At 71.8% G+C, this 23,605-nt stretch carries 25 protein-coding genes and 1 tRNA gene; 19 read left to right on the forward strand and 7 right to left on the reverse strand.

Annotation, left to right across the window (positions count from 1 at the left end):
* Nucleotides 1-130 precede the first annotated feature (130 nt).
* The gene (locus J2N69_RS17765; RefSeq protein ID WP_230901659.1) at nt 131-418 is read left to right on the forward strand and encodes a hypothetical protein; all 288 of its coding nucleotides are present in this window, start codon (nt 131-133) and stop codon (nt 416-418) included.
* Between the two features lie 289 nt (nt 419-707).
* Here the strand turns inward: J2N69_RS17765 and J2N69_RS17770 are convergent, their stop codons facing one another.
* Nucleotides 708-1,217 carry a DUF5949 family protein gene (locus J2N69_RS17770; protein ID WP_230901660.1) on the reverse strand — a complete coding sequence of 170 codons (510 nt, stop codon included), beginning with the start codon at nt 1,215-1,217 and terminating at the stop codon, nt 708-710.
* Nucleotides 1,218-1,451: 234 nt separating this feature from the next.
* On the opposite strand from J2N69_RS17770, the gene J2N69_RS17775 reads away from it, so the two are divergent.
* The 3 genes from J2N69_RS17775 to J2N69_RS17785 all read left to right on the forward strand — a co-directional run bounded on the left by J2N69_RS17775 (nt 1,452) and on the right by J2N69_RS17785 (nt 4,420).
* A complete protein-coding gene (locus tag J2N69_RS17775; RefSeq protein ID WP_230901661.1) occupies nt 1,452-2,087 on the forward strand; it encodes a hypothetical protein in 636 nt (211 codons plus the stop codon).
* Nucleotides 2,088-2,157: 70 nt separating this feature from the next.
* Nucleotides 2,158-3,609 carry an FG-GAP-like repeat-containing protein gene (locus J2N69_RS17780; RefSeq protein WP_230901662.1) on the forward strand — a complete coding sequence of 484 codons (1,452 nt, stop codon included), beginning with the start codon at nt 2,158-2,160 and terminating at the stop codon, nt 3,607-3,609.
* A gap of 73 nt (nt 3,610-3,682) precedes the next feature.
* Nucleotides 3,683-4,420: an ankyrin repeat domain-containing protein gene (locus J2N69_RS17785; RefSeq protein WP_230901663.1), complete on the forward strand. Its 738-nt coding sequence runs from the start codon at nt 3,683-3,685 to the stop codon at nt 4,418-4,420.
* A gap of 17 nt (nt 4,421-4,437) precedes the next feature.
* Here the strand turns inward: J2N69_RS17785 and J2N69_RS17790 are convergent, their stop codons facing one another.
* Together J2N69_RS17790 and J2N69_RS17795 are read right to left on the reverse strand one after the other, a co-directional pair.
* A complete protein-coding gene (locus tag J2N69_RS17790) occupies nt 4,438-5,751 on the reverse strand; it encodes an MFS transporter (RefSeq protein WP_230901664.1) in 1,314 nt (437 codons plus the stop codon).
* Nucleotides 5,706-6,719 (reverse strand): DMT family transporter, encoded by a 1,014-nt coding sequence (locus tag J2N69_RS17795; protein WP_230901665.1) that lies wholly within the window; start codon nt 6,717-6,719, stop codon nt 5,706-5,708. Before J2N69_RS17795 ends, J2N69_RS17790 begins: the two co-directional genes overlap by 46 nt.
* 175 nt (nt 6,720-6,894) lie before the next feature.
* Between J2N69_RS17795 and J2N69_RS17800 the strand changes: the two genes are divergently transcribed.
* Nucleotides 6,895-7,839, forward strand: a complete 945-nt coding sequence (locus tag J2N69_RS17800; protein WP_230901666.1) for a LysR family transcriptional regulator — start codon at nt 6,895-6,897, stop codon at nt 7,837-7,839.
* On the opposite strand, the gene J2N69_RS17805 is transcribed toward J2N69_RS17800, so the two are convergent.
* On the reverse strand, nt 7,740-8,369 hold the full coding sequence (locus J2N69_RS17805; protein WP_230901667.1) for a GNAT family N-acetyltransferase: 630 nt from the start codon (nt 8,367-8,369) through the stop codon (nt 7,740-7,742). The genes J2N69_RS17800 and J2N69_RS17805 overlap by 100 nt on opposite strands.
* A 69-nt stretch (nt 8,370-8,438) precedes the next feature.
* Nucleotides 8,439-10,040: an ABC-F family ATP-binding cassette domain-containing protein gene (locus J2N69_RS17810; RefSeq protein WP_230901668.1), complete on the reverse strand. Its 1,602-nt coding sequence runs from the start codon at nt 10,038-10,040 to the stop codon at nt 8,439-8,441.
* Nucleotides 10,041-10,232: 192 nt separating this feature from the next.
* Here J2N69_RS17810 and J2N69_RS17815 point away from each other — a divergent pair, with 192 nt between their 5' ends.
* The 3 genes from J2N69_RS17815 (at nt 10,233) to J2N69_RS17825 (ending at nt 12,971) form a co-directional block, all read left to right on the forward strand.
* Nucleotides 10,233-10,814 (forward strand): HhH-GPD-type base excision DNA repair protein, encoded by a 582-nt coding sequence (locus J2N69_RS17815; protein ID WP_230901669.1) that lies wholly within the window; start codon nt 10,233-10,235, stop codon nt 10,812-10,814.
* A gap of 1,061 nt (nt 10,815-11,875) precedes the next feature.
* Entirely contained in the window at nt 11,876-12,172 is a 297-nt protein-coding gene (locus J2N69_RS17820) for a type II toxin-antitoxin system VapB family antitoxin (RefSeq protein ID WP_003999914.1), read from the forward strand.
* 130 nt (nt 12,173-12,302) lie between these two features.
* Entirely contained in the window at nt 12,303-12,971 is a 669-nt protein-coding gene (locus tag J2N69_RS17825) for a LytR C-terminal domain-containing protein (protein ID WP_230901670.1), read from the forward strand.
* A 42-nt stretch (nt 12,972-13,013) separates the two neighbouring features.
* On the opposite strand, the gene upp is transcribed toward J2N69_RS17825, so the two are convergent.
* On the reverse strand, nt 13,014-13,649 hold the full coding sequence (gene upp / locus J2N69_RS17830) for a uracil phosphoribosyltransferase (RefSeq protein WP_127913363.1): 636 nt from the start codon (nt 13,647-13,649) through the stop codon (nt 13,014-13,016).
* Nucleotides 13,650-13,735: 86 nt separating this feature from the next.
* Here upp and J2N69_RS17835 point away from each other — a divergent pair, with 86 nt between their 5' ends.
* The 9 genes from J2N69_RS17835 (at nt 13,736) to J2N69_RS17880 (ending at nt 19,969) form a co-directional block, all read left to right on the forward strand.
* Nucleotides 13,736-13,924 (forward strand): hypothetical protein, encoded by a 189-nt coding sequence (locus J2N69_RS17835; RefSeq protein WP_127913364.1) that lies wholly within the window; start codon nt 13,736-13,738, stop codon nt 13,922-13,924.
* 234 nt (nt 13,925-14,158) lie between these two features.
* Nucleotides 14,159-14,746, forward strand: a complete 588-nt coding sequence (locus tag J2N69_RS17840; RefSeq protein ID WP_230901672.1) for a tRNA adenosine deaminase-associated protein — start codon at nt 14,159-14,161, stop codon at nt 14,744-14,746.
* Between the two features lie 426 nt (nt 14,747-15,172).
* The gene (tadA, locus tag J2N69_RS17850) at nt 15,173-15,616 is read left to right on the forward strand and encodes a tRNA adenosine(34) deaminase TadA (protein ID WP_230904760.1); all 444 of its coding nucleotides are present in this window, start codon (nt 15,173-15,175) and stop codon (nt 15,614-15,616) included.
* Between the two features lie 83 nt (nt 15,617-15,699).
* A tRNA-Ser gene (locus tag J2N69_RS17855) sits at nt 15,700-15,784 on the forward strand.
* 395 nt (nt 15,785-16,179) lie between these two features.
* Nucleotides 16,180-16,359: a hypothetical protein gene (locus J2N69_RS17860; protein ID WP_230901673.1), complete on the forward strand. Its 180-nt coding sequence runs from the start codon at nt 16,180-16,182 to the stop codon at nt 16,357-16,359.
* A 71-nt stretch (nt 16,360-16,430) separates the two neighbouring features.
* The gene (locus J2N69_RS17865; protein WP_230901674.1) at nt 16,431-16,724 is read left to right on the forward strand and encodes a Dabb family protein; all 294 of its coding nucleotides are present in this window, start codon (nt 16,431-16,433) and stop codon (nt 16,722-16,724) included.
* Nucleotides 16,725-17,001: 277 nt separating this feature from the next.
* Nucleotides 17,002-17,838, forward strand: coding sequence for an RNA polymerase sigma factor SigF (locus J2N69_RS17870; protein ID WP_175613634.1), 837 nt, complete (start codon nt 17,002-17,004; stop codon nt 17,836-17,838).
* 244 nt (nt 17,839-18,082) lie between these two features.
* Complete coding sequence (locus J2N69_RS17875; RefSeq protein ID WP_230901675.1) at nt 18,083-18,988, forward strand: RNA polymerase sigma factor SigF; 906 nt, start codon at nt 18,083-18,085, stop codon at nt 18,986-18,988.
* Between the two features lie 153 nt (nt 18,989-19,141).
* Nucleotides 19,142-19,969, forward strand: coding sequence for a hypothetical protein (locus J2N69_RS17880; protein ID WP_230901676.1), 828 nt, complete (start codon nt 19,142-19,144; stop codon nt 19,967-19,969).
* A gap of 164 nt (nt 19,970-20,133) precedes the next feature.
* Here the strand turns inward: J2N69_RS17880 and J2N69_RS17885 are convergent, their stop codons facing one another.
* A complete protein-coding gene (locus J2N69_RS17885; protein WP_127911204.1) occupies nt 20,134-20,337 on the reverse strand; it encodes a hypothetical protein in 204 nt (67 codons plus the stop codon).
* Nucleotides 20,338-20,512: 175 nt separating this feature from the next.
* Between J2N69_RS17885 and J2N69_RS17890 the strand changes: the two genes are divergently transcribed.
* Complete coding sequence (locus J2N69_RS17890; protein ID WP_230901677.1) at nt 20,513-20,992, forward strand: MarR family winged helix-turn-helix transcriptional regulator; 480 nt, start codon at nt 20,513-20,515, stop codon at nt 20,990-20,992.
* A 13-nt stretch (nt 20,993-21,005) separates the two neighbouring features.
* Complete coding sequence (locus tag J2N69_RS17895; protein WP_230901678.1) at nt 21,006-23,561, forward strand: MFS transporter; 2,556 nt, start codon at nt 21,006-21,008, stop codon at nt 23,559-23,561.
* The last annotated feature ends 44 nt before the right edge of the window (nt 23,562-23,605 follow it).

Raw genomic sequence — 23,605 nt, forward strand, 5'->3', positions numbered from 1 at the left:
TTGGACAGTCTGAGCGTGCAATTGGGTGAAAGGCGCTCCGAGCACGCAACCTCCGGCACCGCTCGACGGTTGGGTCCCGCGTCGGCACCCGGACCGGGTGCTATTTCATCCGGGAAGGAGCGCTCAGAAAATGAACTCGAAGAACAAGAAGGTGCTGGCGGGGACGATGCTGACCCTGGCGGCCACGGGCATGGCGGTCACGCCGGCCTCGGCCGACGAGGAGGTCCACGGCCACTACTCGCAGAACATCGAAATCATTCGGGACGTCTGCCCGACGATCCAGGACATCGACGTCCTGACCATCGAGGTGCTGGACGAGGCCCGTGCCTTCCAGTGCAACGAGATCCGCCAGAAGTCGAAGGTCCACGACGACTCGTCCGCTCCGGCGCTGCCGCTCCTCGGCGCGGTCCACAACTGAGACCCTTTTCCGCGTCTCGGCTTCGTACCGCCGCGTGACGCATCGGAATTCGCCAGGTGACACATGGATGTCAGCGGCACTGTGAGGGTGACCACTGCCTGGTGAAACCCGGTACGGGACTCTGTGCGGCGGGACAGCGATTGCCCCGGGTGGTGACGGTAACCGTCACCACCCGGGGCAAAGCCATGCGTACGTATAAAGAGCATGCGTAGGTATAAAGAGCGAGACAAGCGGAACGCCCTCGGGGACAGAGGGATGTCTCCGAGGGCGTTCGCGCTTACGTGAATTGTCAGGTGCGGACCCTGCGCACAGGGACGAGGCAGCGGGCGCTGGTCGGCACCATCTGCTCGTCGGAGACGAACGCGCGCAGCTGCTCCGCGCCGACCGGCTTTCCCTGCACGGCCTCGGGCCACGGGCGCAGCGCGCACATCAGGTAGGCCGAGCCGGTTTCGTAGGCCGCCTTCTGCCACTGCGGGGAGACCGGGCACTGGACGTGCAGGAAGGGCAGGCTGAGTACCGCCTGCTCGGCCTCCACCAGCAGGGAGACGGAGCTTCGGGTCTCGCGCGTCAGGTCCGTCACGTTCGCGCCGATCGGGAGGCCCGCCTTCTCCAGCTCCGCCCGCAGCGCCTTCGTGCCCGCCTCGGGCCCCTCGCGGCCGTCCCCGCGCGAGCACACCAGCAGGAACGGCGTCGCGGGTCCGTCGGAGTCGGGCGCGGGTTCGTTGGCCCACGGGATGATGATGAGGGTGCCCAGGAGGGAGCCCTGCTGCTCTGGCGTCACGGCGGTGGAAGAGGTCATGCCCGCGGATGCTAGTGGCGCCTTCCTGGTCCTTCGGGTGCGTTTACACCCGTTCGGCCCATACCCGGGGGACTGATTCCCCCGGCCGGGTAACCGACGCCGCGATCCAGGCCGCGGCCGCACGCGTGCTCCTCGGGGGCGAGGGGTACTCAGCCACGGCCTTTTCGTACGCCACGGACCCGCTGACGCTCCGCCTGGAGGAGCTCCAGTTCGTGGCGGACGAGGGGCCCCTGTGTGAGCGCCGCGGTCAGCGGCAAGCCGCTCCTGGTCGACGACTTCAGGCGCCCGCTGACGCGCTGGCCGTCGTTCGAAGCCGCCATGGGGGACGAGCTGGGGGAGATCGGGGCCGTCCACGTCCTCTCCCTGACCTTCGACGACAAGGTGTTCGGGACGGTGGAACTCATGCGCCGTGAGCCGGTCTCTCCGGAGGACGACGCGACCGACAGGGAGATGGTCCGGCAGGCGCAGGCGGCAGCACGCGTCATGCTGCCCTCCTTCTGGCGGCTGCTCGCCCACGGAGAACTGCCGCTGTGGAAGCCGTCCGACCAGATCGACACCCACTGGGGCACCACCCATCAGGCCAGCGGCAAGCTCGCCGCCCACCTGGACATCTCCCCCGAGGAGGCTCTCGCGCGCCTGCGGGCCTCCGCCTTCGTCACCGGACGCCCCCCTCCCGGAGATCGCCCGCGAGATCAACGACATGCCCTCCGGCGGCCCCTCCTGGCCCTCTCGGTGAGCGGCCGTTCGCTGATCGGCCCGAGCCGTACAACCCTCGTGCCCGGCCGAGGGTCTCCTGTGCGCCGACGCGTCATCTTCACAGCCCATTCAGCAGGAGTACGGCCCCATTTAGTGGCAGTACGGGGGGAATGACGCTCGGCAGCCCTTTCGACATGGGATGCCCGAGTAGCGGGCGTTCCGCGTGCTGCCGCAGGAGAACCGCATGCCCCAGAAGTTCCGTATGGCCCTGGCCTGTGCCGCCACGGCCGCTCTGACCGGATCGCTGCTCGCCGCCGGGTCGGCTCCGGCCGGGGCGGCCCCCGGGGCGGACCGGATACGCGCCGACTTCAACGGCGACGGCTACGGCGACCTCGCGATCTCCGCTCCCCTGGCCAAGGTCTCGGGCAAGTCGGGTGCCGGCCAGGTCGCCGTCGTCTACGGCACCGCCGCCGGTCTCGACACCACCAAGCGGACGCTGATCGACCAGGCCGCCGCCGGCATCCCCGGCACCCCGGAGAGCGGTGACCACTTCGGCGACCGCGTCACCACCGGCGACCTCGACGCCGACGGCTACACCGATCTGATCGTCGGCGTGCACGGCGAGCGCATCGGGAGCACCGACGACTTCGGCGCGCTCACCGTGGTCTGGGGCGGCGCGAGCGGGCTCGGCACCGGGACCGACATCTCCTCGCCCCTGCCGGAGCACCGCAACGAACTGGGCTGGTCCGTGGCCGCCGGCGACTTCGACGGCGACGGCAGGACCGACCTGGCGGCCGCCAACAACGCCTCGCCCGGGCTCAACGTCTTCAAGGGCCCCATCTCCCGGACCGGCAAGGCCGCGGCGCTCACCGGCGTCGACACCCAGGACGCGACCGGCATCAACACCGACAAGATCGTCGCCGGTGACGTCGACGGCGACGCGGCCATGGACCTGCTGGTCATGGGCCAGGAGGAGACGAGCGGCGGCGGATACCGCACGCGCAGCGTCCTCTACCGGGGCGGTACGACGCCCAAGCCGGCCGGCAAGGTGGCGGGCGGTTACGCCGCGACGATCGCCGACGTCGACAAGGACGGCTTCGGCGACATCGTCACCGGCAACTTCATGGAGAAGTCGGCGGACGAGCCGAACGGCGGCCCCGGCGGCGCGGTCACCGTCACCTACGGCAGCGCGACCGGCCTGAGCACCCGCACGCCGGTGCGCATCACCCAGGACACGGCCGGCGTACCGGGGGCCGCGGAGAAGGGTGACGCCTTCGGCTGGAGCCTGGCCGCGGGCGACACGAACGGCGACGGCTACGCCGACATCGCGGTCGGCGCGGCCTCCGAGTCGCTGGGCTCCGCGCAGAAGGCCGGTTCGGTCGTCGTCCTGCGCGGCGCGGCGGGCGGTCTCACCGGCACGGGTGCGAAGGCGTTCTCGCAGGACACCTCGGGCGTGCCCGGCACCGCGGAGACGACGGACTTCTTCGGCGGCTCGGTGGCGTTCACGGACGCCGACGGCAACGGCCGGGCCGAGCTGGCGGCGGGCGCGTACGGGGAGAACGACGGGGCCGGTGCCGTCTGGCTGTTCAAGAGCGCCTCTTCCGGCGTGACCGCGACCGGTTCGAAGTCGGTCAGCGGGCCGGGGCTCGGCGGGCCGGCGGGCACGTCGTACTTCGGCGACGTGCTGCGGGGCTGACGCCTGCTGTCGGGGGCCGGGCCGTTGTCAGTGGTCGCTGCCAGAATCGTGGCAGTCGATGAGGAGGCCCCGCATGGCAGTTCTCGACGCGGACGATCCGCGGGCCGTCGCGGTGACGGCGGCGATCCGCTCCGGTGACGTTCCCGCGCTGCGCAAGCTCCTCGCAGCGCATCCGGGCCTCGCCGCCTCGTGGATCAGGCGGGAGGGCGAGGCCGCGGGGACGCGCTCCCTGCTGCACATCGCCACGGACTGGCCGGGGCACCTGCCCGCGGGGCCCGAGGTCATCGGCGTCCTCGTCGCGGCCGGTGCCGACCCCGGTGCCCGGTTCGTCGGCGCCCACCGCGAGACGCCTCTGCACTGGGCGGCCTCCAGCGACGACGTCGCGGCGATCGACGCCCTCCTCGCGGCCGGTGCGGACATCGAGGCGGACGGCGCCGTCATCGAGGGCGGCACCCCGCTGGCCGACGCGCGCGGGTTCGGCCAGTGGCGGGCGGCCCGGCGGCTGCTGGAGCGCGGGGCGCGAACGACCCTGCGGGACGAGGCGGCGCTGGGGTTGCTCGACCGCGTCCGGGCCCGCGTGACGGCGCAGCCGCCGCCTGCCGCCGATGACCTCGACGCAGCCTTCTGGGACGCCTGCCACGGCGGGCAGCCGGCCACGGCCCGGTTGCTCCTGGAGCGGGGCGCCGCGCTCGACCGCGTGGGGTACGACGGGATGACGCCACTGGACATCGCGGTCGCGGTGGCCGCCGATGACGTCGTGGCGTGGCTGCGGGGGCAGGGCGCGAGGACCGGAGCGGGGGCGGAGCCGTGAGGTCACCGGGGGCGGGGTCAGGTCTCCGGGATCGGCTGGTCGCGCTTCACCGGTGGTGTCGTGCCCGCTGTCTCGCCCTGGCCCGGCAGTTCGCGTCGTGTGCGTACCGGAGAGAGGAACACCGGCAGGAACGCCACCGCCATGATCACGCCGCCCGTCCACAGCGCGCCCCGTACCGACGCGACCTCGCCGATCAGCCCGGAGACCGCGGCGCCGACCGCGAGGGCACCGCTGAGCAGGAAGCGGAACGTAGCGTTCATGCGGCCGAGGAGGGCGTCGGACGTCATCCGTTGCCGCAGGCTCACCCCGAGGACGTTGTCCATGCCCGTCTTGAACAGGGCCAGCAGCCACCCGGCGCCGGCCACGTACAGCAAGGGCCCGCGGTCGACCAGCGGGACGAGCAGTCCGGCGGGGGCCAGGCACAGTCCCGCGAGGCCGAGCGTGCGGCCGTAGCCGACGCGTGCCGCCACGGCCCGGGCGCACCGCGCGCCGAGCAGCAGCCCGACGCCTCCCACCGCCCAGAAGAGACCCAACGCCGCGGGGGTAAGACCGAGTTCGCCGACGAAGAGCACCGGCAGCATGGTGTTCACGATCTGCGAACCGAGGTTGCCGAGAGAGGCGGTGAGGGCCAGGGCCCGCAGCTCCTTGTTGCCGAGGACGTGCCGCAGCCCCTCGGCGATCTGCGCGCCGAGACGCGGCCGCGCGCCGCGCGGGGCGGGCTTCGGCAGGGCGTCGCCGCCCCGTACGGCGGTGAGCCGCGCCGCCGAGGCCAGATAGCTGACGGCGGTGCACACCAGGGCGACCGGCGCGGTCAGCAGCGCCAGGAGCCCACCGCCCGCGCCCCGGCCCGCCACATTGCCCGCGGCCATCAGGGTCACCATGGCCGCGTTGGCCCGCACCAGCCCGTCCCGGCCCACCAGTTGGGGCAGCACGCTCTGGGAGCCGACGTCGAAGAAGACGGTGGCGCAGCCGTTCAGGAGCACCACCGCGTAGAGCTGGCCGAGCGTGAGGCACTCCAGCCACCAGGCCAGCGGCACGGTGGCGTACAGCGACCCGCGTACGAGATCGGCCGCGATCAGCACGCGGCGGTGGCGCATCCGGTCGACCCAGGCGCCCGCGGGCAGGCCGATGAGCAGGAAGGCGGCCATGCTCAGGGTCGCCAGGGCGCCGACCTGGCCGGGGCGCGCGTCGAGAGCCGTGACCGCGACGATCGGGATGGCCACGTACCCGATGTTGGTGCCGAGCTGGCTGAGCGCGGTGGCGCTGAACAGGACGCGGAAGTCGCCTATTCGCCAAGGGGATGCGGGCCGGTTCTGCACACCTGGTTCCATTCGTCCTTCTCGTCTCGTCTCTCGTCTCGTTTCTCGTGCTGCTCGTCGCCTCGCGGCTCGCCCAGGGGTTCACCCCGCCGCTCTCCTTTGTGCCGGGTCAGCCCCACCCCCGCGAGCACCACGGCCATGCCCACGAGGACCCGCGGCCCGACCTCCTCGCCGAGGACGAGGGCCCCGAGGGCCACCGAGACGACCGGCAGCAGATAGCCGACGGTGGCGGCCGCGGTGGGCCCCTCGTCCGCGATGAGGCGGGAGTTGAGGTGGAAGGTGATGCCCGTGCCGAGCGTGCCGAGGATGACGACCGCGACGATCGCGGTGAGTGTGGGGGAGCCCGAACCGGCCGGTGCGGCGGGCAGCGCGAGCGCGGTCAGCCCGGTCGCGGTGAGCAACTGCGCGGCGGACAGGGCGAGCGGGGCCCCCGCGGTGTCCGCACGGCCGACGAGGTGACGCGCCATGTAGGCGAAGGCGACCGCGTAACTGACCGCCGCGGCGAGCAGCGCGAGCGCGCCCCAACTGGCGAGCCCGGTCCGCTGCCAGGGCGCGAAGATCAGCAGGGTTCCCGCGAAGCCGAGCAGCAGACCGGTGAGGCGGAGCGGCCCGAGGCGGCGTTCCGTGCGCAGCGTCAGGCCGATGGCGAGGGACCACAGGGGCGTGGTGGCGTTCAGTACGCCCGCGACGCCCGAGTCGACGGTCTGCTCGCCGAGGCTGAAGAGGAAGAACGGCAGGGCGTTGCAGAAGAAGGCGGCCACGACGAGATGGCCCCAGACGCGGCGACCGCGCGGCATCCGCTGCCCGGCCGCGCGGGCCAGGGCGAGCAGGACGGCGGCGCCGAGCGCGCACCGGATGACCGTCAGGTGGAGCGGGGCGAGGCCGCCGCTGAGGGCGACCTTGATCCAGAGGAAGCCGGAGCCCCAGAGCAGGGCGAGCACGGCCATGCGGACGAGGGTGCCGCGGGTTCCGCTGAGCATGGCTGCTCCTCCTGCGTTCGTCGGTGGTCGGGGGCCCGGCTCCTGATCAGTACGTTCTCGCCGCCACACCCGTAAGACAAGCGAAAAGATCTGGAGCCAGAATTAAGCTCCACTGCACGCTGCGCACACGCCGTGCCACACACTGGCCCCCACGTCGTGCTGCACACTGAGGGGCATGCTCGACATGCGGCGGATGCAGATCCTGCGGGCCGTGGTCACCAGCGGCTCGGTCACCGCGGCCGCCCGGAACCTCGGCTACACCCCCTCGGCCATCAGCCAGCAGATGGCCGCCCTGGAGAAGGAAGCGGGCATCACGCTCCTCGACCGGACCGGCCGCGGAGTGCGCCCCACGGACGCGGGCCGCCTGCTCACGGAGTACGCGACGGTCATCGGGCGCCACGCCGCCGAGGCGGAGACCGCGCTCGCCGAGCTGCGGGCCGGGCGGACGGGACGCGTCTCCATGCGGTACTTCACCACGGCCGGGGCGCCCCTCGTGGTCCCGGCGATCGCCGCGCTGCGCCGCGAACAGCCCGGCGTACAGGTGGAGTTGCGGCTCTTCGAGCAGGACGATCCGGTACTGGAAGTGAAGGCCCGACGGGCCGACCTGGCGCTGGTGGTCAGGGAGCCGGACGGGGCGGCGGTGGACGGCATCCGGTTCGTGCACCTGCTGGCGGACCGCTACCGCGCGGTGCTTCCGCCGGGCCACCGGCTCGCCGCGCGGCCGGTCCTCGAACTGAGCGACCTCGCCGAGGAGCCCTGGATCGCGGGCGAGACACCGGGCCCCTGCCTCGATCCGGTGCTCGACGCCTGCGCGGCGGCCGGTTTCACCCCGGACTTCGTGGTGGAGAGCGGGGACTACGCCACGGCCCAGGGCTTCGTCGCAGCCGGTCTCGGCATCAGCCTGGTGCCCGAGCTGGGCCTGACCGCGGGGCACCGCCCCGACGTGGTCGTACGCGAGGTCAGGAGCCCCGAGCCGGTGCGGGTGATCCAGGCGGCGGTACGGGCCGGGGCGGCTCCGGCTCAACCGGCGCTGCGAGGGCTCGTGGAGGCGCTGCGGGCGGCGGCGGCAGGGGCGGGGACGGCCGCGGACGCCTCTCCGTCCCCGGAGGGTCCCGCGTAGCAGCGCAAGGTCACCCGCTGCCCCGGACCCCACTCCCGCTCGACGACGGCCAGCAGCTCCCAGCCCAGGCGTTCGTAGAGCCCTGCGGCGGCGTCACGGGAGACGACGTCCAGGACGGGATGCAGGCCCCGCGCCCGCGCCTCCCGCGCCGCCCGCCGCATCAGCAGCGCGCCGATGCCGTGGCCGCGCGCGTCGGGCGCCACGTACAGACGGCTGACCACGGCCGTCGCCTCGACGCCCACGCCCGCCCGCTCGCTCCACAGCCCGGGCGCGGCGTCGTCCGCCGTACTCCGGGCCAGCTGTACGTGACCGACGACGCGCCCGTCGAGTTCGGCCACCCAGGCACCGAGCGCGGCGGCTCCGGACAGCCACTCGCCGGGCTCCGCGGGCCAGTTGACGGGGTAGCCGTCGGCGTGGTGGACCCGGGCGAGCACGCCGACGCACGCCTCCAGGTCCCGCTCACCGGCACGCTCCCGTACGCGGAGGACAGGGTGGCCGTCGGTTGCCTCGGCGACACGGTCTGGTCTCATCGGAGCATCGAAGCACAGCCGGGCGCGCGAGCGGGCGGGGACGGCGGAAGCCCGCGGGACGGCGGTCCCTCAGGCCAGGCCGACCAGCTCACGGTAGTCGGGGCTCCACAGGTCCTCCGACCCGTCCGGGAGCAGCAGCACGCGGTCCGGGCGCAGGGCGTCGATGGCGCCCTCGTCGTGCGTGACCATCACGATCGCCCCGGGGTAGGTGCCGACGGCGGCGAGGACCTCGTCCCGGGAGGCCGGGTCGAGGTTGTTGGTGGGCTCGTCCAGGAGCAGGACGTTCGCGCCGGAGTGGACGAGCCCGGCCAGCGCGAGGCGCGTCTTCTCGCCGCCGGAGAGGACGGCGGCCGGCTTGTCGGCGTCGTCACCGCCGAACAGGAACGACCCCAGGACCCGCCGCACCTCGCCATCGGTCAGCTGCGGTGCCGCGCCCGCCAGGTTCTCCCGTACGGTCTTCGCGCCCTCCAGGGTGTCGTGCTCCTGCGCGAAGTAGCCGAGCCGCAACCCGGGCCCCGCCACGACGCGCCCCTCGTCCGGGAGTTCGCGCCCGGCGAGGAGCCGCAGCAGCGTGGTCTTGCCGGCGCCGTTGAGGCCGAGGACGACCAGGCGGCTGCCCCGGTCGACGGCGAGGTCGACGCCCGTGAGGACGCGCTGGGACCCGTACGACTTGGTGAGGCTGATGGCGCCGAGCGGCATCCGGCCGCACGGCGCGGGCTCGGGGAGCCGGATGCGCGCGACCTTCTCGGTGCGCCGCACCGGCTCCGTACCGGCGAGCATGCGTTCGGCACGCCGGTCCATGTTCTTCGCGGCGGTGGCGGTGGCGACGTGGGAGCGCATCTTGTCGGCCTGGGCGCGCAGCGAGGCGGCCTTCCGCTCGGCGTTGGCGCGCTCACGGGTGCGCCGCCGCTCGTCCGCCGCGCGCTGGCCGAGGTAGGTGTGCCATCCGGTGTTGTGCACGTCGACGGCGGCGCGCCGCGGGTCGAGGTGGAAGACGCGGTTCACGGTGTCGGCGAGGAGCCCGGTGTCGTGGCTGATGAGCACGAGACCGCCGGGATACGAGGAGAGGTAGCCGCGCAGCCAGACCACCGAGTCGGCGTCGAGGTGGTTGGTCGGCTCGTCCAGGAGCAGGGTGTCGTGGCGCGAGAAGAGAATCCTGGCCAGCTCCACGCGACGCCGCTGCCCGCCCGAGAGTTCGCCGACGGGCCGGTGCAGGGCCCGCTCGGGCAGCCCCAGTCCGGCGGCGACCCGGGCGGCCTCCGCCTCGGCGGCGTAACCGCCGTGCGCCTGGAAACGGTCGTCGGCGCGGGCGTAGGCGGCCATGGCCCGCTCCTGCGCGGCCGGGGTGGCGGCGTCCGCCATGGCGGCCTCGGCGGTACGCAGGGCCGCGACCGCCTCGTCGAGGCCGCGGGCGGACAGGACGCGGTCGATGACGGTGACGGCGGGGTCGGCGGCGCGGGGGTCCTGGGCGAGGTGGCCGACGGAGCCGGTACGGGTGACGGTGCCGGCGGCGGGGGCTTCCTGCCCCGCGAGGATCTTCAAGAGGGTGGTCTTGCCGGCGCCGTTGCGGCCGACCAGGCCGATGCGGTCGCTGGGGGCGATGTGGAAGGAGGCGCCGGACAGCAGGGTCCGGGCGCCGACGCGTACGTCGATGCCTCGTACGGTGATCATGGGGTAACGCTCCGCAATAGCGAATGGACACACGGGTGGCGTGAGAGCGGGTGTCCTGGCTAGGAGATGCGGGGCGTAGACATGCCGTCGAGGCTAACGGCGGCGGGGAGGCCGCCGCACGGCATTTTCCGCGCCGCCCACCCGGGGGCCTCCGGGGAGGCGGCGCGGGCGCCGAGGAGAGACCATCGACCCATGGACGTCACCCTGCACATCGCCCAGCAGCCGGAGGCCGACGAACTCCTCGGCCGCAGTCCGCTGGCCGCGCTGGTCGGGATGCTGCTGGACCAGCAGGTGCCGATGGAGTGGGCGTTCGCGGGCCCCTACACGATCGCCACGCGCATGAACGCGGACGACCTCGACGCCCACGAGATCGCCGATTACGACCCCGAAGACTTCGCCGCGCTGCTCTCCGCCAAGCCGGCGGTCCACCGCTACCCCGGCTCCATGGCCAAGCGCATCCAGCAGCTGTGCCGGTACCTCGTGGATCATTACGAGGGTGACGCCGCCGCCCTGTGGCAGGACGTCGCCACGGGGGAGGAACTCCTCGAACGCCTCAACGACCTGCCCGGCTTCGGCCGGCAGAAGGCGCAGATCTTCCTGGCGCTGCTGGGCAAGCAGCTGGGGGTACGGCCCAAGGGGTGGCGGGAGGCGGCGGGCGACTACGGCCCCGCCAAGGCGTACCGCTCGGTCGCGGACATCACGGGCCCGGAGTCCTTGCGGAAGGTCCGCGCGCACAAACAGCAACTCAAGGCGGCGGCGAGGTCGGAACCCTGAGGGGTGCCTCGGTGGCGGCCGGAAACGGGTACCCGGCGGTATCGGCCGTAGGGCTCCGCGCGGGACCCGGGGGTTCGGGGGGGCACCCGGCGGTATCCCCCACCCCGCCGCTCCGCGCCGGAGGCCTCCCACCCACCCACCCGTCACTCGGCGTCGAGGGGTTTGGGTAGGAGCAGGCAGGGGTGGCCGTTGCTCGGCGCCGAGACGTCTGGACAGGAGCAGGCTCAGGCCACTGCCCGGCATCGAGATGTCCGGGCAAAAGCGGGCGGGAGTGGCTGTTGCTCGGCGGCGAGACGTCCGGGCAGGAGCGGACCAGGGCGATTGTTGCTCGGCATCGAGGGGCGTGGGGAGGAGCGGGCAGGGGGTGTCCGTTACCCAGCGTCGAGGCCTTTATGGAGGAGCAGGCGAGGGGACCCATTGTCCGGCATCGGGAGCCCTAGGCAGGAGCAGGCCCGGGGTCCCGTTGCCCAAGATCGAGATCCCTGGGCAGGAGGCAGGCGCGGGCTGCCTGTTGCCCGGCGTCGAGGGCTCTACGTAGGAACAGACGAGGGCGACCCGGCATCGAAGGCTCTACGTAGGGACGGGCGGGGCGGGCGCCCGGTGATCGGTGGTGGGAGGGCAGGGCAGGGGAAGCGGGACGGATCGTAACGGTCGATGGGGACGGCCCGCAGGCGCCCGGTGGCCCGAGGGGACGTGGGGGTATGTGCGCGCGGAGCACAGTGGTGGTCATGACGGCCCCGAAGCAGCAAAGGGCCCGCGCCAAGATGGCGAGCACGGACATACCCCCGCGGCCCCGCCCCAAGACACAACCCAAGGCGCCCCGCGGCACTCAGAAGCGCCCGTCCCGCCCGGCACTCCGCCGTCAGCCCCACCACCCTCACTGACTCGTTCGGGCGACTTCCGATCCCCGTCGTGGACGACCTCGGCCGGCTCCCGCCCGCTTCGGCCCCTGCTCCCGACGGGGACACTTTCCGCTTTGCCCCCTTTAAGGCGTCATTTCCCGTGGCCGCACTCCGTCGCCATGGCTGCGCCCGGAGAGTCTTGACCGGTAGGCTTTCCGTGTGATCTTCAAGCGCATCGGAAACGGCCGGCCGTACCCCGACCACGGCCGGGAAAGCACCCGGCAGTGGGCGGACGTCGCGCCACGCCCGGTCCGCCTCGATCAGCTCGTGACGACCAAGGGCCAGCTCGACCTGGAGACGCTGCTCGCCGAGGACTCGACGTTCTACGGCGACCTCTTCGCGCACGTCGTGAAGTGGCAGGGCGACCTCTACCTGGAAGACGGCCTGCACCGCGCGGTCCGCGCGGCACTCCAGCAGCGCCAGGTGCTGCACGCCCGCGTACTCGAACTGGACTGACGCGAGGGCCAGGCCTCCACACGCCGCCCCACCTCCGCCGCCCCCGGGCGTTGACCCTTTCGGGTTGGACTGTCACCCAGCCGATGATCATTTAGTAGGCATCACCGCCACGCGGCACTACGCTGCGCCCATGAGCATGCTCACTCCCCCCGGCATGGGCGGCAAGTACCGCATCACGGGGGACAAATATCCCCGAATGCGCCGCACCGGCGGGCCCCGCAGGCTCGTGCTCGCGATCATCGCGTCCGCCGCGGCCATGGCCCTGATCGGCTGGGGCACGCTGCAGCTCATCCAGGTCTTCACCGGCGGGGACAAGGCGTCGGCCGCGGCCGGAACCACCCAGGACTGCGACCACCGCACCCCCGAGCCAGGGGCCACCCCCAAGCCCGACCACCCCCGCCCCCACCTTCGCTCCCTCCCCAAGCCCGCCCAGATCACCGTCAACGTCTTCAACGCGACCCCCCGCGGCGGCCTCGCCAAGAAGACGGCGGACGAGCTGAAGAAGCGCGGCTTCGCCATCGGCGAGGTCGGCAACGCGACGAAGCAGTACGACAAGAAGGTCAAGGGCACCGGGATACTGCTCGGCGCGAAGAAGACCGCCGACACCGCGTTCCCCGTCCTCGGCACGCAGCTCGCGGGCACCGAGCACAGGACGGACGGCCGCACGGGCGGCGAGGTCGACCTGATCCTCGGCACACGGTTCAAGGAACTGGCGAAAAAAGAGGACGCCGACAAGGCCTTGGCAGAACTCGCCAAGCCCAAGCCGACGCCCACACCGTCCGCCGAGAAGAACTGCTGAACCGCAGAGAACGCACAGACCGCGGAGAACCGCGGCCCGCGGCTACTCCGCCGTGCCGTACATCCGATCCCCCGCGTCGCCGAGCCCCGGCACGATGTAGCCCTGCTCGTTGAGCCGCTCGTCGACCGAAGCCGTCACGACCGTCACCGGCGTGCCGGCCAGCTCGCGCTCCATGACCTCGACGCCCTCGGGCGCGGCGAGCAGCACCACGGCGGTCACGTCGTCGGCGCCCCGCTTGATCAGCTCCTGGATGGCCGCGACGAGCGTGCCGCCCGTGGCGAGCATCGGGTCCAGGACGTACACCTGGCGCCCCGAGAGGTCTTCCGGCATGCGCGTCGCGTACGTGGAGGCCTCCAGGGTTTCCTCGTTGCGGATCATGCCGAGGAAGCCGACCTCGGCGGTCGGCAGCAGCCGGACCATGCCGTCGAGCATGCCGAGACCCGCGCGCAGGATCGGCACCACCAGCGGCTTCGGGCTCGACAGCTTCACACCGGTCGTCCGGGTCACCGGGGTCTCGATGTCGACCTGCTCGGTGCGCACGTCCCGGGTGGCCTCGTACGCGAGCAGGGTGACCAGCTCGTCGGCGAGGCGCCGGAAGGTCGGGGAGTCGGTGCGCTTGTCGCGCAGCGTGGTGAGTTTGTGCGCCACCAGCGGGTGGTCGACGACGTGGATCCGCATGGCATCAACAGTAACCGGGCCGGCCCCCTGCCCCTCGCTGGCATCAACAGCGCCGACGGGGGGAAGGTGGGGACGTACGAACCGAGGTGGTGTGGCCCATGGCGGAACGCAAACCGGAACCGGCAGACGAGACCGACGCCGAGCGCCGCAGGCGCCGCGCCCAGTTCCTGCGGGAACGCGCCGAGGCCATCGAGCTGCGCGACCGCGTGAAACCGCGCCGCGCCCGGGCGGCACGGATGCGCCAGCAGATGCGGATGCGTACGTTCCGCTGGTGACCGTCCCCGCGTGCGGCGGGCCCGGCGGGGGCCCGGCGGGGGGCCCGGACGAGCGTGACGGGGCCCGGGATGAACGCGACGCGGAACACAGCGGCCCGAAGACCTCTCCTGACGGCGCTGTTTCTGCCACGATTCCGAATGGGCGGGGCTCGGCACAGCTCCCCGCCCCCCGACCTCGCCGGGGGGACCCCAAACCGCCAACCGGCACTGCCTATGACCAGTGGGAGAGTCACGGTGTACTTCGCCGCACTGCTCGCGCGCACCGAAGACGGGTGGGAAGCGAGCGACACGGAACTCGACGACGTGGAGACCCTGGCGGATCTGGCCGATCTGGCCCGTGAAGCCACGGCCGACTACGACGACGACACAGTGCTCGTCTTCATCGAACAGGACGACGCGTGGTTCGGCGTCGTCCGTGTGGACGGCGAGGAGGACCCCCGTATCTACGTCTCGGACGCGGCCGCGGCCTCCCGCAGCTCGTACGGGGAGATCCTGCTCACCGACGAGATGCTCGGCCGCCACCCGGGCGCCGACGACACGGTCGCGGACCTCGACGCCCTCGATCTCGACGGTACGGAGGATGGGGAGCCGGAAGGCTCCGCCGAAGAAGGAGATGGTGAAGGAGACGGAGGAGCAGGAGCAGGAGTGGCCGGGCCCGCGGGGTCCGGTGGCGCGGTGCCCGCGGGACCGCTCGGGGACCGGAAGATCCTCGCCGACCTCGGCGTACCGGAGAAGGACCTGCTCGGCCTGGTGTCCGGTGACGCCCTCAACGAGATCGCCGACATCCTCGGCGCGGCGGAGGTGCTGGAGGCCGTCCGCTAGGTTCCCGGTGTGACCGACCCGACCGACCCGACCAAGTCGACCGACCCGACCAGGCCGATCGCTCATCCCAACCTGACCGATCCGACCGGGCCGACCGACCCGACCAGGCCGATCGGGCCGACCGGGGCGACCGGGCCAACCGGGGCGACCGGGCCAACCGACCCGAGCAGGCCAACCGACCCGACCGGGCCGACCGACCCGACCAGGCCGACCGGGGCGACCGGGCCAACCGACCCGAGCAGGCCAACCGACCCGACCGGGGCGACCGACCCGCACCCGGCCGGCCCGGCCCATCCGCCCGGCCCGACCCACCCGCCCGGCCCGACCCACCCGGCCGGCCCGACCCACCCGGCCGGCCCGAGCCACGGGACCGGCCCGAGCCACACGCCCGCCCAGGACCCCGTACGCGACCGCTGGCAGACCCCCATGCGGCTCGCTCTCGCCCAGGCCGAGCTGGCCGTTCGGGGCGGTGACGTCCCCGTCGGCGCCGTCGTGCTGTCCCCGGACGGCACGACGGTGCTCGCCACCGGGCACAACGAACGCGAACTGACCGGCGACCCCACCGCGCACGCGGAGGTGCTCGCCATCCGCAGGGCCGCCACCCAGCTCGGCCAGTGGCGGCTGACCGGCTGCACGCTCGTCGTCACGCTGGAGCCGTGCACGATGTGCGCGGGCGCGATCGTGCAGTCCCGCGTCGACCGGGTCGTCTACGGAGCGCGCGACGACAAGGCCGGAGCCGCCGGCTCGCTCTGGGACGTCGTACGCGACCGCAGGCTCAACCACCGCCCCGAGGTCATCCACGACGTCCTCGCCGAGGAGGCCGCCGGGCTCCTCACCCGCTTCTTCCGTGAGGGGCACCGGGGCAGCTGAACGGGCACGCCGGGGCCGCCGCGCGAAACGGGTCGGCGAAACGGATTTCTGACCACGGCCCATCTTGGGCTAGAGTTCCTCTCGGTAGCGTGTCCGAGCGGCCGAAGGAGCTCGCCTCGAAAGCGAGTGTGGCGCAAGTCACCGAGGGTTCAAATCCCTCCGCTACCGCTCTCCACACGAAGGGCCCGTCCGGTTGGACGGGCCCTTCGTCGTACTGCCGAAGCGGAAGCTGGGAAGTGGGAGTCGGGAGAAGCGGAAGCCGGGGGAAGCGGCATCGGGGGGACAAGCCGCTTCCCCCGATGAGGACCAGCCCTCAAGTCGACGCCGCCGTCGGGGGGAAGCGGACGGCGCGGACCCCGCAGTGGGGCCGGTCCCTCGCCCGTGGATTCCTGCCAGATCCCCGGGCTCACCACCCATCCTGCGCCCCGCGCCACCGCGCGGAGGCGGGCAAAGGACCTCCGGAAGTGGGCCGTTGGTCCTCAAAAGCCCGGTGCGTACGCGCCGGGTTAGACTCACCGCCGTCACAGGGGTCACACGGGGCGCGGGCAAGGGGAGGCCAGATCGTGGCAGTGCAGTGGAAGAAGGTCGGCCTCTTCGTGGTGGTCGTCTTCGCGCTCTACGTGATCATCACCGACCCCGCCAAGGCCGCGGACTACGTGCAGATAGGGTTCGAAGGCGTGTCGAGCGCCGCTCAGAGCATCGGCGACTTCATGACCTGGGTCGCCAACGGAGGCAAGGACTGAGCGACCGCCCCGGCCGCCAAACCCCGGCACCTCGCCCTCGTACCCCTTCTCGTTCTCGCCAAGGAGCGCCTGTGATCCGCCATCTGGTCCTCTTCAAGCTCAACGACGGTGTACGGCGCGACGAGCCGCGCGTCATCGAGGGCGTCGAGGCGTTCCGCGCGCTCGGTGAGCAGATCCCGGAGCTGACGTTCTGGGAGTGCGACTGGAACATCACCGACCGCCCCATCGCGTACGACTTCGCCATCAACTCGGCGGTCGAGGACACCGAGGCGCTGAAGCGGTACCTGGAGCACCCGGCCCACCAGGCGGGCGTCGCCATGTGGCGGGAGTTCGCCACCTGGGTGATCGCCGACTACGAGTTCTGAGCCGCCGGACGCCACAGCTCCCCGAACGGCCCCGCACCACGACGGTGCGGGGCCGTTTCGCGTCCCGCTCCCGGGCGTCTCGGCACCCGCGGCTGCCCCCCAACACGTAGTTATCGGGTGCTTGCACACAGTGCACATGTCTTGTGATGCTATGACCGCTTTTGACGGATGAGTTGACCGAGGTCGATCGAGGTCGACTGAGACCGATTGATGCAGATTGATGCCGATCGAGACCGATTGAGGTCGACTGAGCTTGACTGGGCTTGACCGAGAAGGGGTGGCGTTGACCGTGCCGGCCAGTACTGCGCCCGAGGCTCCACCCACCAAGACCGCACCGGGCACCGGAAGCACCCGCGGTGCCGACACCCGGGCCCTGACCCAGGTCCTCTTCGGCCGGCTCAAGGACCTGGAGCCCGGCAGCCCCGAGCACGGCCGGGTGCGCGGCGCGCTCATCGAGGCCAACCTGCCCCTCGTGCGGTACGCGGCGGCCCGCTTCCGCAGCCGCAACGAACCGATGGAGGACGTCGTCCAGGTCGGGACCATCGGGCTCATCAACGCCATCGACCGCTTCGACCCGGACCGCGGGGTGCAGTTCCCGACCTTCGCGATGCCCACCGTCGTCGGCGAGATCAAGCGGTACTTCCGCGACAACGTCCGCACCGTCCACGTGCCCCGGCGGCTGCACGAGCTGTGGGTGCAGGTGACGGGCGCCACCGAGGACCTCACCACCGCCTTCGGGCGCTCCCCGACGACCGCCGAGATCGCCGAGCGGCTGCGCATCACCGAGGAGGAGGTGCTCGCCTGCATCGAGGCCGGCCGCTCGTACCACGCGACGTCACTGGAGGCCGCCCAGGAGGGCGACGGGCTGCCCGGCCTCCTCGACCGGCTCGGCTACGAGGACCCCGCGCTCGACGGCGTCGAACACCGCGACCTCGTACGCCACCTCCTCGTCCAGCTGCCCGAGCGCGAGCAGCGGATTCTCCTGCTGCGCTACTACAGCAATCTGACCCAGTCGCAGATCAGCGCCGAGTTGGGCGTTTCCCAGATGCATGTGTCGAGACTGCTGGCCAGGAGCTTCGCGCGCCTTCGATCCGCAAATCGGATCGAGGCGTAACCGTATCGAGTGGAGTACCGTCGGGGCTCTTTCCGACGCCACTGCGGGCCCATATGCCTCAGACCCCCTCTTTCCTGCACGGATGTCACCCTTGTTTGTCGACAAGTAACTACAGCGCGTTGCCGACATGTGACATTCTGCTGGAACCGCGTTTGCCGTAGCCCCACCTCCGGTATTCAGGTGGAGGCTGCGTTCCTCCGACGGGAGCGCCCGCCGCGACCGTCCGCGACCTCAAGGTGGTGGCATGTCCGCAGACCAGGGCAGCTCGAAGGTGCTCACGCTCACGCTCACGAAGAGCCCGAGCGAATCCGCGCCCGACGCGCTTCAGAGTTCACCCGACGCGCTGGAGCCCTCACCCGAGGCTCTCCAGACCGCGACGGCCCCGGAAGCCATCGACACACGGACCCTGTCCCGCTCCCTGTTCCTGCGGCTCGCCGCACTCGACCAGGACAGCCCCGAGCGCGTCTACGTACGCGACACGCTCATCGAACTGAACCTCCCCCTCGTGCGGTACGCGGCGGCTCGCTTCCGCAGCCGCAACGAACCGATGGAGGACATCGTCCAGGTCGGCACGATCGGCCTGATCAAGGCGATCGACCGTTTCGACTGCGAACGCGGCGTGGAGTTCCCGACGTTCGCGATGCCCACGGTCGTCGGTGAGATCAAGCGCTTCTTCCGCGACACCAGTTGGTCGGTGCGCGTGCCGCGCCGCCTGCAGGAGCTGCGGCTCGCGCTGACCAAGACCAGCGACGAGCTGGCGCAGCGGCTCGACCGCTCGCCCACCGTGCCCGAACTCGCCCTCGCGCTAGGGGTGTCGGAGGAGGACGTCGTCGACGGCCTCGCGGTGGGCAACGCCTACACCGCGTCCTCGCTCGACTCCCCGGCACCGGAGGACGACGGCGGCGAGGGCTCCCTCGCGGACCGGCTCGGGTACGAGGACTCGGCCCTGGAGGGCGTCGAGTACCGCGAGTCCCTGAAGCCGCTGCTCGCCAAGTTGCCGCCGCGCGAACGCCGCATCATCATGCTGCGCTTCTTCGCCAACATGACGCAGTCGCAGATCGGCGAGGAGGTCGGCATCTCCCAGATGCACGTCTCCCGGCTGCTCACGCGGACACTGGCGCAGCTCCGCGACGGCCTCATCTCGGACTGACCTCCCCCGGCTGAACTCCCGTGGCGCGTATGCCTCCTGGGACACCTTGGCCTGCCGGACTTTCCAGAGCTTTCGGCACGACAACCGCGTGCCGCGTGAGCCGTGTGTCGCCGGCAGGTTCCTAATTGACGGTCCGTCAGCCACACTTCCGCCATGCGACGTGGTGCTCGGAACGTGCTCGGTGCGTCGGCGGTCCTGCTGTGCCTCGGCGGAGTTCTCGCCGCGTGCGGCGGCGAGAGCGGTGACGGTCATGTGGCGACCGGGGCGGCCGGCCCCACGCAGGGCGGCGCCGGGGGCCCGGCCGGTGACGTGCGCCTGATCCCGATGGACGGCGGAGAAGACGGAGGCGGCCCAGGCGACGGAGACAGCAGCGCCAGGAGAGGCGGCAGGGACAGCGGCGGTACGAACGACTCCTCAGGCGCCCCCAAGGGCGCTCGCGGCGGCTCGGCGAAGGCGCCGCCCGTCCCGGACGAGGACGCTCCCGGCAGCAGCGGAGCGGGTGGCACGGAGGGGAAGCCACCCACCGCCGACGGGAGTTCACCCTCCGGGACCGGCGAGGCCACCGAGCCGGGCGGCCCGGCCTCACCGCCGGCAGGAACGCCACCGGGCAGCCGACCGTCGCCCCCGGGTACGGAGAGACCCGGTCCCGCCAAGCCGCCGAGCGGGCCCGCCGCGCTCGGCGTCGGCACGCCGGAGCGGGAACCCACAGACAACGCCGACAAGCGGTGGTGCGAGAAAGTGACGGTCACCTTCCGGAACACCGGCGGCTCACCGGTGCGTTCGGGCACGGTGACCTTCGGTACGCACATCATCGGGGCGCTCGGCGTCGACTGGGCCACGATCAAGTCGACCGAAAAGCTTCCGGTCCCGATCGAAGCGGGACGGAAGAAGACGGAAACCTGGCCGATATGTGTCGACGCGTGGCGCGTACCGCTGGGGATGCACATCGAGACGCGTGACGTCTCGGTGGAGTGGAAGTAGGGACCGCGCGACTCCCGGCCCTCCGCCGCCCAGGGGGCGTCACAGGTTGTCGTACTTCACCCTGCTGCACCCCCGCGCGTCCGCCGAGGTCACTCGCGCAGCTCGCGCAGTCCCCCGCGCCCCTTCACGACTCCAAGGGACACGAGCCCCCGCCCCCAGGCCCGCTACTTCAGCGCCAGCCAGGCCACTCCCGCCACGATCACCACCGCGAGCACCACGCCGAGGATCAGTCCGACCCGCGGGCCGGAGGAGGAGGCGGGCGCCGCCGCTCGGCGGCCCTGCGGCGCCTCGTCGACGAAGGCGCGGAACATCTGCGTGCTGCCGGCGGGGTCGGGGTTGCCCTGGGGGCCCTGCGGGTTGTGTGCCATGGAGCAGGACCCTAGCGAATCCACGGCGCCCGGCCCAACCCCCGCCCGCCTGGGGCTTTACGTGCGCAGCCCCAGAGCTTTGCCGACTCTTTAGGGCTTTGGTCCGCTTTTCGTTTGCCTGCGGCAACCAACTGCTTCTATCGTTGCCCTAAGCAACAAATACCCAGGAGGTGCCGTGGCCGCGCAGCGTCAGTACGAGGAGCTGGCCCGACAGCTCAGCGCCATCGGTGCCGTGAAGCGCGGTCTCGGCCGGGGGCTGCCCCACGACTGCCCCGGCGGGTCCGCCGCCGTACTCGTCCTCCTTGAGCGCCACGGCGCGATGCGGATGAGCAGGCTCGCGGAGCTGCTCGCCGTGGACATGTCGGTGACCAGCCGCCATGTCGCGCACGTCGCGGAGAGGGAGTGGATCGTCCGCGATCCCGACCCCGCGGACAAGCGCTCCCGCATCCTGCGGCTCACGCCCGAGGGCAAGGCCAAGGTCGACGAGCTCTCCGAGCTGTCCATCCGGACCCTCACCCACTACTTGCACGACTGGACCGACGACGAGGTCGTCCAGCTCAGCACGTTGCTCGCGCGCCTGCGCGACAGCTTCGGGGACTGCCGAGCGGCTTCGGCCCGGCTGTCCGACGTACCGACCACCCGTACACCCGCGTAAGAAAAGGAAGTCCATGGCAACAACCACACCAGCCGGTGTGCGGGGCAGCCATGCCAAGCACGGAGCCCACCACGGCCACGCCGATGAGAACGCTCCGATGACGCACCGGCAGATCATGGAAGCGCTGTCCGGGCTGCTGCTCGGCATGTTCGTGGCGATCCTGTCGTCGACGATCGTCTCCAACGCCCTGCCCGAGATCATCGGTGACCTCGGCGGCGGCCAGTCCGCCTACACCTGGGTCGTCACCGCCTCGCTGCTCGCGATGACGGCGACCACGCCCCTGTGGGGCAAGCTCTCGGACCTCTTCAGCAAGAAGGCCCTGGTCCAGATAGCCCTGATCATCTACGTCGGCGGTTCGGTCGTCGCCGGTCTCTCGCAGAGCGCCGGGATGCTGATCGCCTGTCGTGTCGTGCAGGGCATCGGCGTCGGCGGTCTTTCCGCCCTGGCGCAGATCGTCATGGCCGCGATGATCTCCCCGCGTGAGCGCGGGCGTTACTCCGGCTACCTCGGCGCGACCTTCGCCGTCGCCACCGTCGGCGGACCGCTGCTCGGCGGCGTCATCACCGACACCTCGTGGCTCGGCTGGCGCTGGTGCTTCTACGTCGGCGTGCCCTTCGCGATCATCGCGCTGATCGTGCTGCAGAAGACCCTGAAGCTCCCCGTCGTCAAGCGGGACGTCAAGGTCGACTGGGCCGGCGCCTTCTTCATCAGCGCCGCCGTCTGCCTGCTGCTCGTCTGGGTCACCTTCGCCGGTGACAAGTACGACTGGATGTCGTGGCAGACCGCCGCCATGGTCGGCGGGTCGGTCGTCCTCGGGCTGATCTTCGTGTTCGTCGAGTCCAGGGCGAGCGAGCCGATCATCCCGCTGCGGCTCTTCCGCAACCGCACCATCACGCTCGCCTCGCTCGCCTCGCTCTTCGTGGGTGTCGCGATGTTCGCGGGCACGGTCTTCTTCAGCCAGTACTTCCAGCTGGCGCGGGGCGAGTCCCCGACGATGTCCGGTGTCATGACGATCCCGATGATCGGCGGCCTGTTCATCTCGTCGACCGTCTCGGGCCAGATCATCACCAAGACGGGCAAGTGGAAGGCGTGGCTGGTCAGCGGCGGTCTGCTGGTGACGGCGGGCCTCGGTCTGCTCGGCACCATCCGGTACGACACCGAGTACTGGCACATCGGGGTCTACATGGCCCTCATGGGTCTCGGCATCGGCATGATGATGCAGAACCTCGTGCTCTGCACGCAGAACCAGGTCGAGCCGCAGGACCTCGGTGCCGCCTCCTCCGTCGTCACCTTCTTCCGCTCGCTCGGCGGTGCCATGGGTGTCTCGGCGCTGGGCGCGATCATGGCCACGCGGATCACCGACTACGTCAAGGACGGCATCACCGACCTCGGCCCGAAGGCCGCCGCGCAGTTCGGCCACGGCGGTACCGGTGGCGGCGGCATCCCTGACCTGGACAAGATCCCCGAGCCGTTCCGCACGGTGATGGAGAGCGCGTACGGGCACGGCATCGCCGACGTCTTCCTGATCGCCGCGCCGATGGCGCTGATCGCCTTCCTGATCACGCTGTTCATCAAGGAGGTCCCGCTGCGGACGTCCGGCGCGCTGGCGCAGGCCACCGCCGGGGACGCCCCCGCGACCACCGCGGCTCCCGCCGCGGCCGCCTCCGCCGGGACGTCCGGCTCCGCCGAGGAGCCCGTGCTCGCCTCCGTCGCCTCGCGTCCCGAGGCCGGGCCCGAGGGCACGCAGCGGCTCGCCGCCGTGGCGTCCGCCGCCGAGGCCGCGTCCGGGGGCCTCCCCCCGGTCACCGACGGCATCCCGGTGCACGGCTACGTCCGCGGCGCCGAGAGCGCGCCCGTCCCGCAGGCCGCCGTCACGCTGATCTCCCTCGGGGGACGGCAGCTCGGCCGCGCGGTCGCGCAGGGCGACGGGGCGTACTCCGTCGACGCCCCCGGCGCCGGGTCGTACGTGCTCATCGCCTCCGCCGACGGCTTCCAGCCGCAGGCGTCCACGGTGATCGTGGGTGAGGACGCCCTCGCGTACGACATCCTGCTCAGCGGCACCAGCGGGCTCAGCGGTGTGGTGCGGGACGCGGACAGCAAGCTGCCCGTCTCCGGTGCCATGGTCATCGTGACCGACGTGCGCGGTGACGTCCTGGCCACCGGGCTCTCCGGTGAGCAGGGCGAGTTCACCTTCGCCGAGCTGGTCCCCGGCACCGTCACCATCGCGGTGAACGCCGCCGGACACCGGCCGATGGCCCTGCCCGTCGAGGTCGGCGGGGCCGGGGTGACCCGGGTCGAGGTGGAGCTGAACTCCGGCGCCCAGGTGCTCGGCACCGTCCGGGCGGGCGGCGCGCCGCTGAACGACGCGCGGGTCACGCTCGTCGACGCGGCGGGCAACGTCGTCGCCACCGCGACCACCGGGACGGACGGGGCGTACGCCTTCACCGACCTGGACAGCGGCGAGTACACGGTCATCGCGACCGGCTACCCGCCGGTGGCGACCGGCCTGACGGTGACCGGCAGCGGCGTCGAGGGCCACAACATCGAACTCGCCCACCCGGGCGAGTGACGACCCCGGTCCGTGGCCGCGCCCCGAGCGGAGGCGTGGCCGCG

The organism is Streptomyces huasconensis (assembly GCF_021028635.1).
In the GTDB taxonomy this organism is placed as follows: Bacteria; Actinomycetota; Actinomycetes; order Streptomycetales; family Streptomycetaceae; genus Streptomyces; species Streptomyces huasconensis.

Excerpts from the sequence above, each read along its gene's own strand:
- J2N69_RS17765 (WP_230901659.1), top strand. The coding sequence starts at position 131 with ATGAACTCGAAGAACAAGAAGGTGCTGGCGGGGACGATGCTGACCCTG.
- J2N69_RS17770 (WP_230901660.1), bottom strand. The coding sequence starts at position 1,217 with ATGACCTCTTCCACCGCCGTGACGCCAGAGCAGCAGGGCTCCCTCCTG.
- J2N69_RS17780 (WP_230901662.1), top strand. The coding sequence starts at position 2,158 with ATGCCCCAGAAGTTCCGTATGGCCCTGGCCTGTGCCGCCACGGCCGCT.
- J2N69_RS17785 (WP_230901663.1), top strand. The coding sequence starts at position 3,683 with ATGGCAGTTCTCGACGCGGACGATCCGCGGGCCGTCGCGGTGACGGCG.
- J2N69_RS17790 (WP_230901664.1), bottom strand. The coding sequence starts at position 5,751 with ATGGAACCAGGTGTGCAGAACCGGCCCGCATCCCCTTGGCGAATAGGC.
- J2N69_RS17795 (WP_230901665.1), bottom strand. The coding sequence starts at position 6,719 with ATGCTCAGCGGAACCCGCGGCACCCTCGTCCGCATGGCCGTGCTCGCC.
- J2N69_RS17800 (WP_230901666.1), top strand. The coding sequence starts at position 6,895 with ATGCTCGACATGCGGCGGATGCAGATCCTGCGGGCCGTGGTCACCAGC.
- J2N69_RS17805 (WP_230901667.1), bottom strand. The coding sequence starts at position 8,369 with ATGAGACCAGACCGTGTCGCCGAGGCAACCGACGGCCACCCTGTCCTC.
- J2N69_RS17810 (WP_230901668.1), bottom strand. The coding sequence starts at position 10,040 with ATGATCACCGTACGAGGCATCGACGTACGCGTCGGCGCCCGGACCCTG.
- J2N69_RS17815 (WP_230901669.1), top strand. The coding sequence starts at position 10,233 with ATGGACGTCACCCTGCACATCGCCCAGCAGCCGGAGGCCGACGAACTC.
- J2N69_RS17825 (WP_230901670.1), top strand. The coding sequence starts at position 12,303 with ATGAGCATGCTCACTCCCCCCGGCATGGGCGGCAAGTACCGCATCACG.
- upp (WP_127913363.1), bottom strand. The coding sequence starts at position 13,649 with ATGCGGATCCACGTCGTCGACCACCCGCTGGTGGCGCACAAACTCACC.
- tadA (WP_230904760.1), top strand. The coding sequence starts at position 15,173 with ATGCGGCTCGCTCTCGCCCAGGCCGAGCTGGCCGTTCGGGGCGGTGAC.
- J2N69_RS17875 (WP_230901675.1), top strand. The coding sequence starts at position 18,083 with ATGTCCGCAGACCAGGGCAGCTCGAAGGTGCTCACGCTCACGCTCACG.
- J2N69_RS17880 (WP_230901676.1), top strand. The coding sequence starts at position 19,142 with ATGCGACGTGGTGCTCGGAACGTGCTCGGTGCGTCGGCGGTCCTGCTG.
- J2N69_RS17885 (WP_127911204.1), bottom strand. The coding sequence starts at position 20,337 with ATGGCACACAACCCGCAGGGCCCCCAGGGCAACCCCGACCCCGCCGGC.
- J2N69_RS17895 (WP_230901678.1), top strand. The coding sequence starts at position 21,006 with ATGGCAACAACCACACCAGCCGGTGTGCGGGGCAGCCATGCCAAGCAC.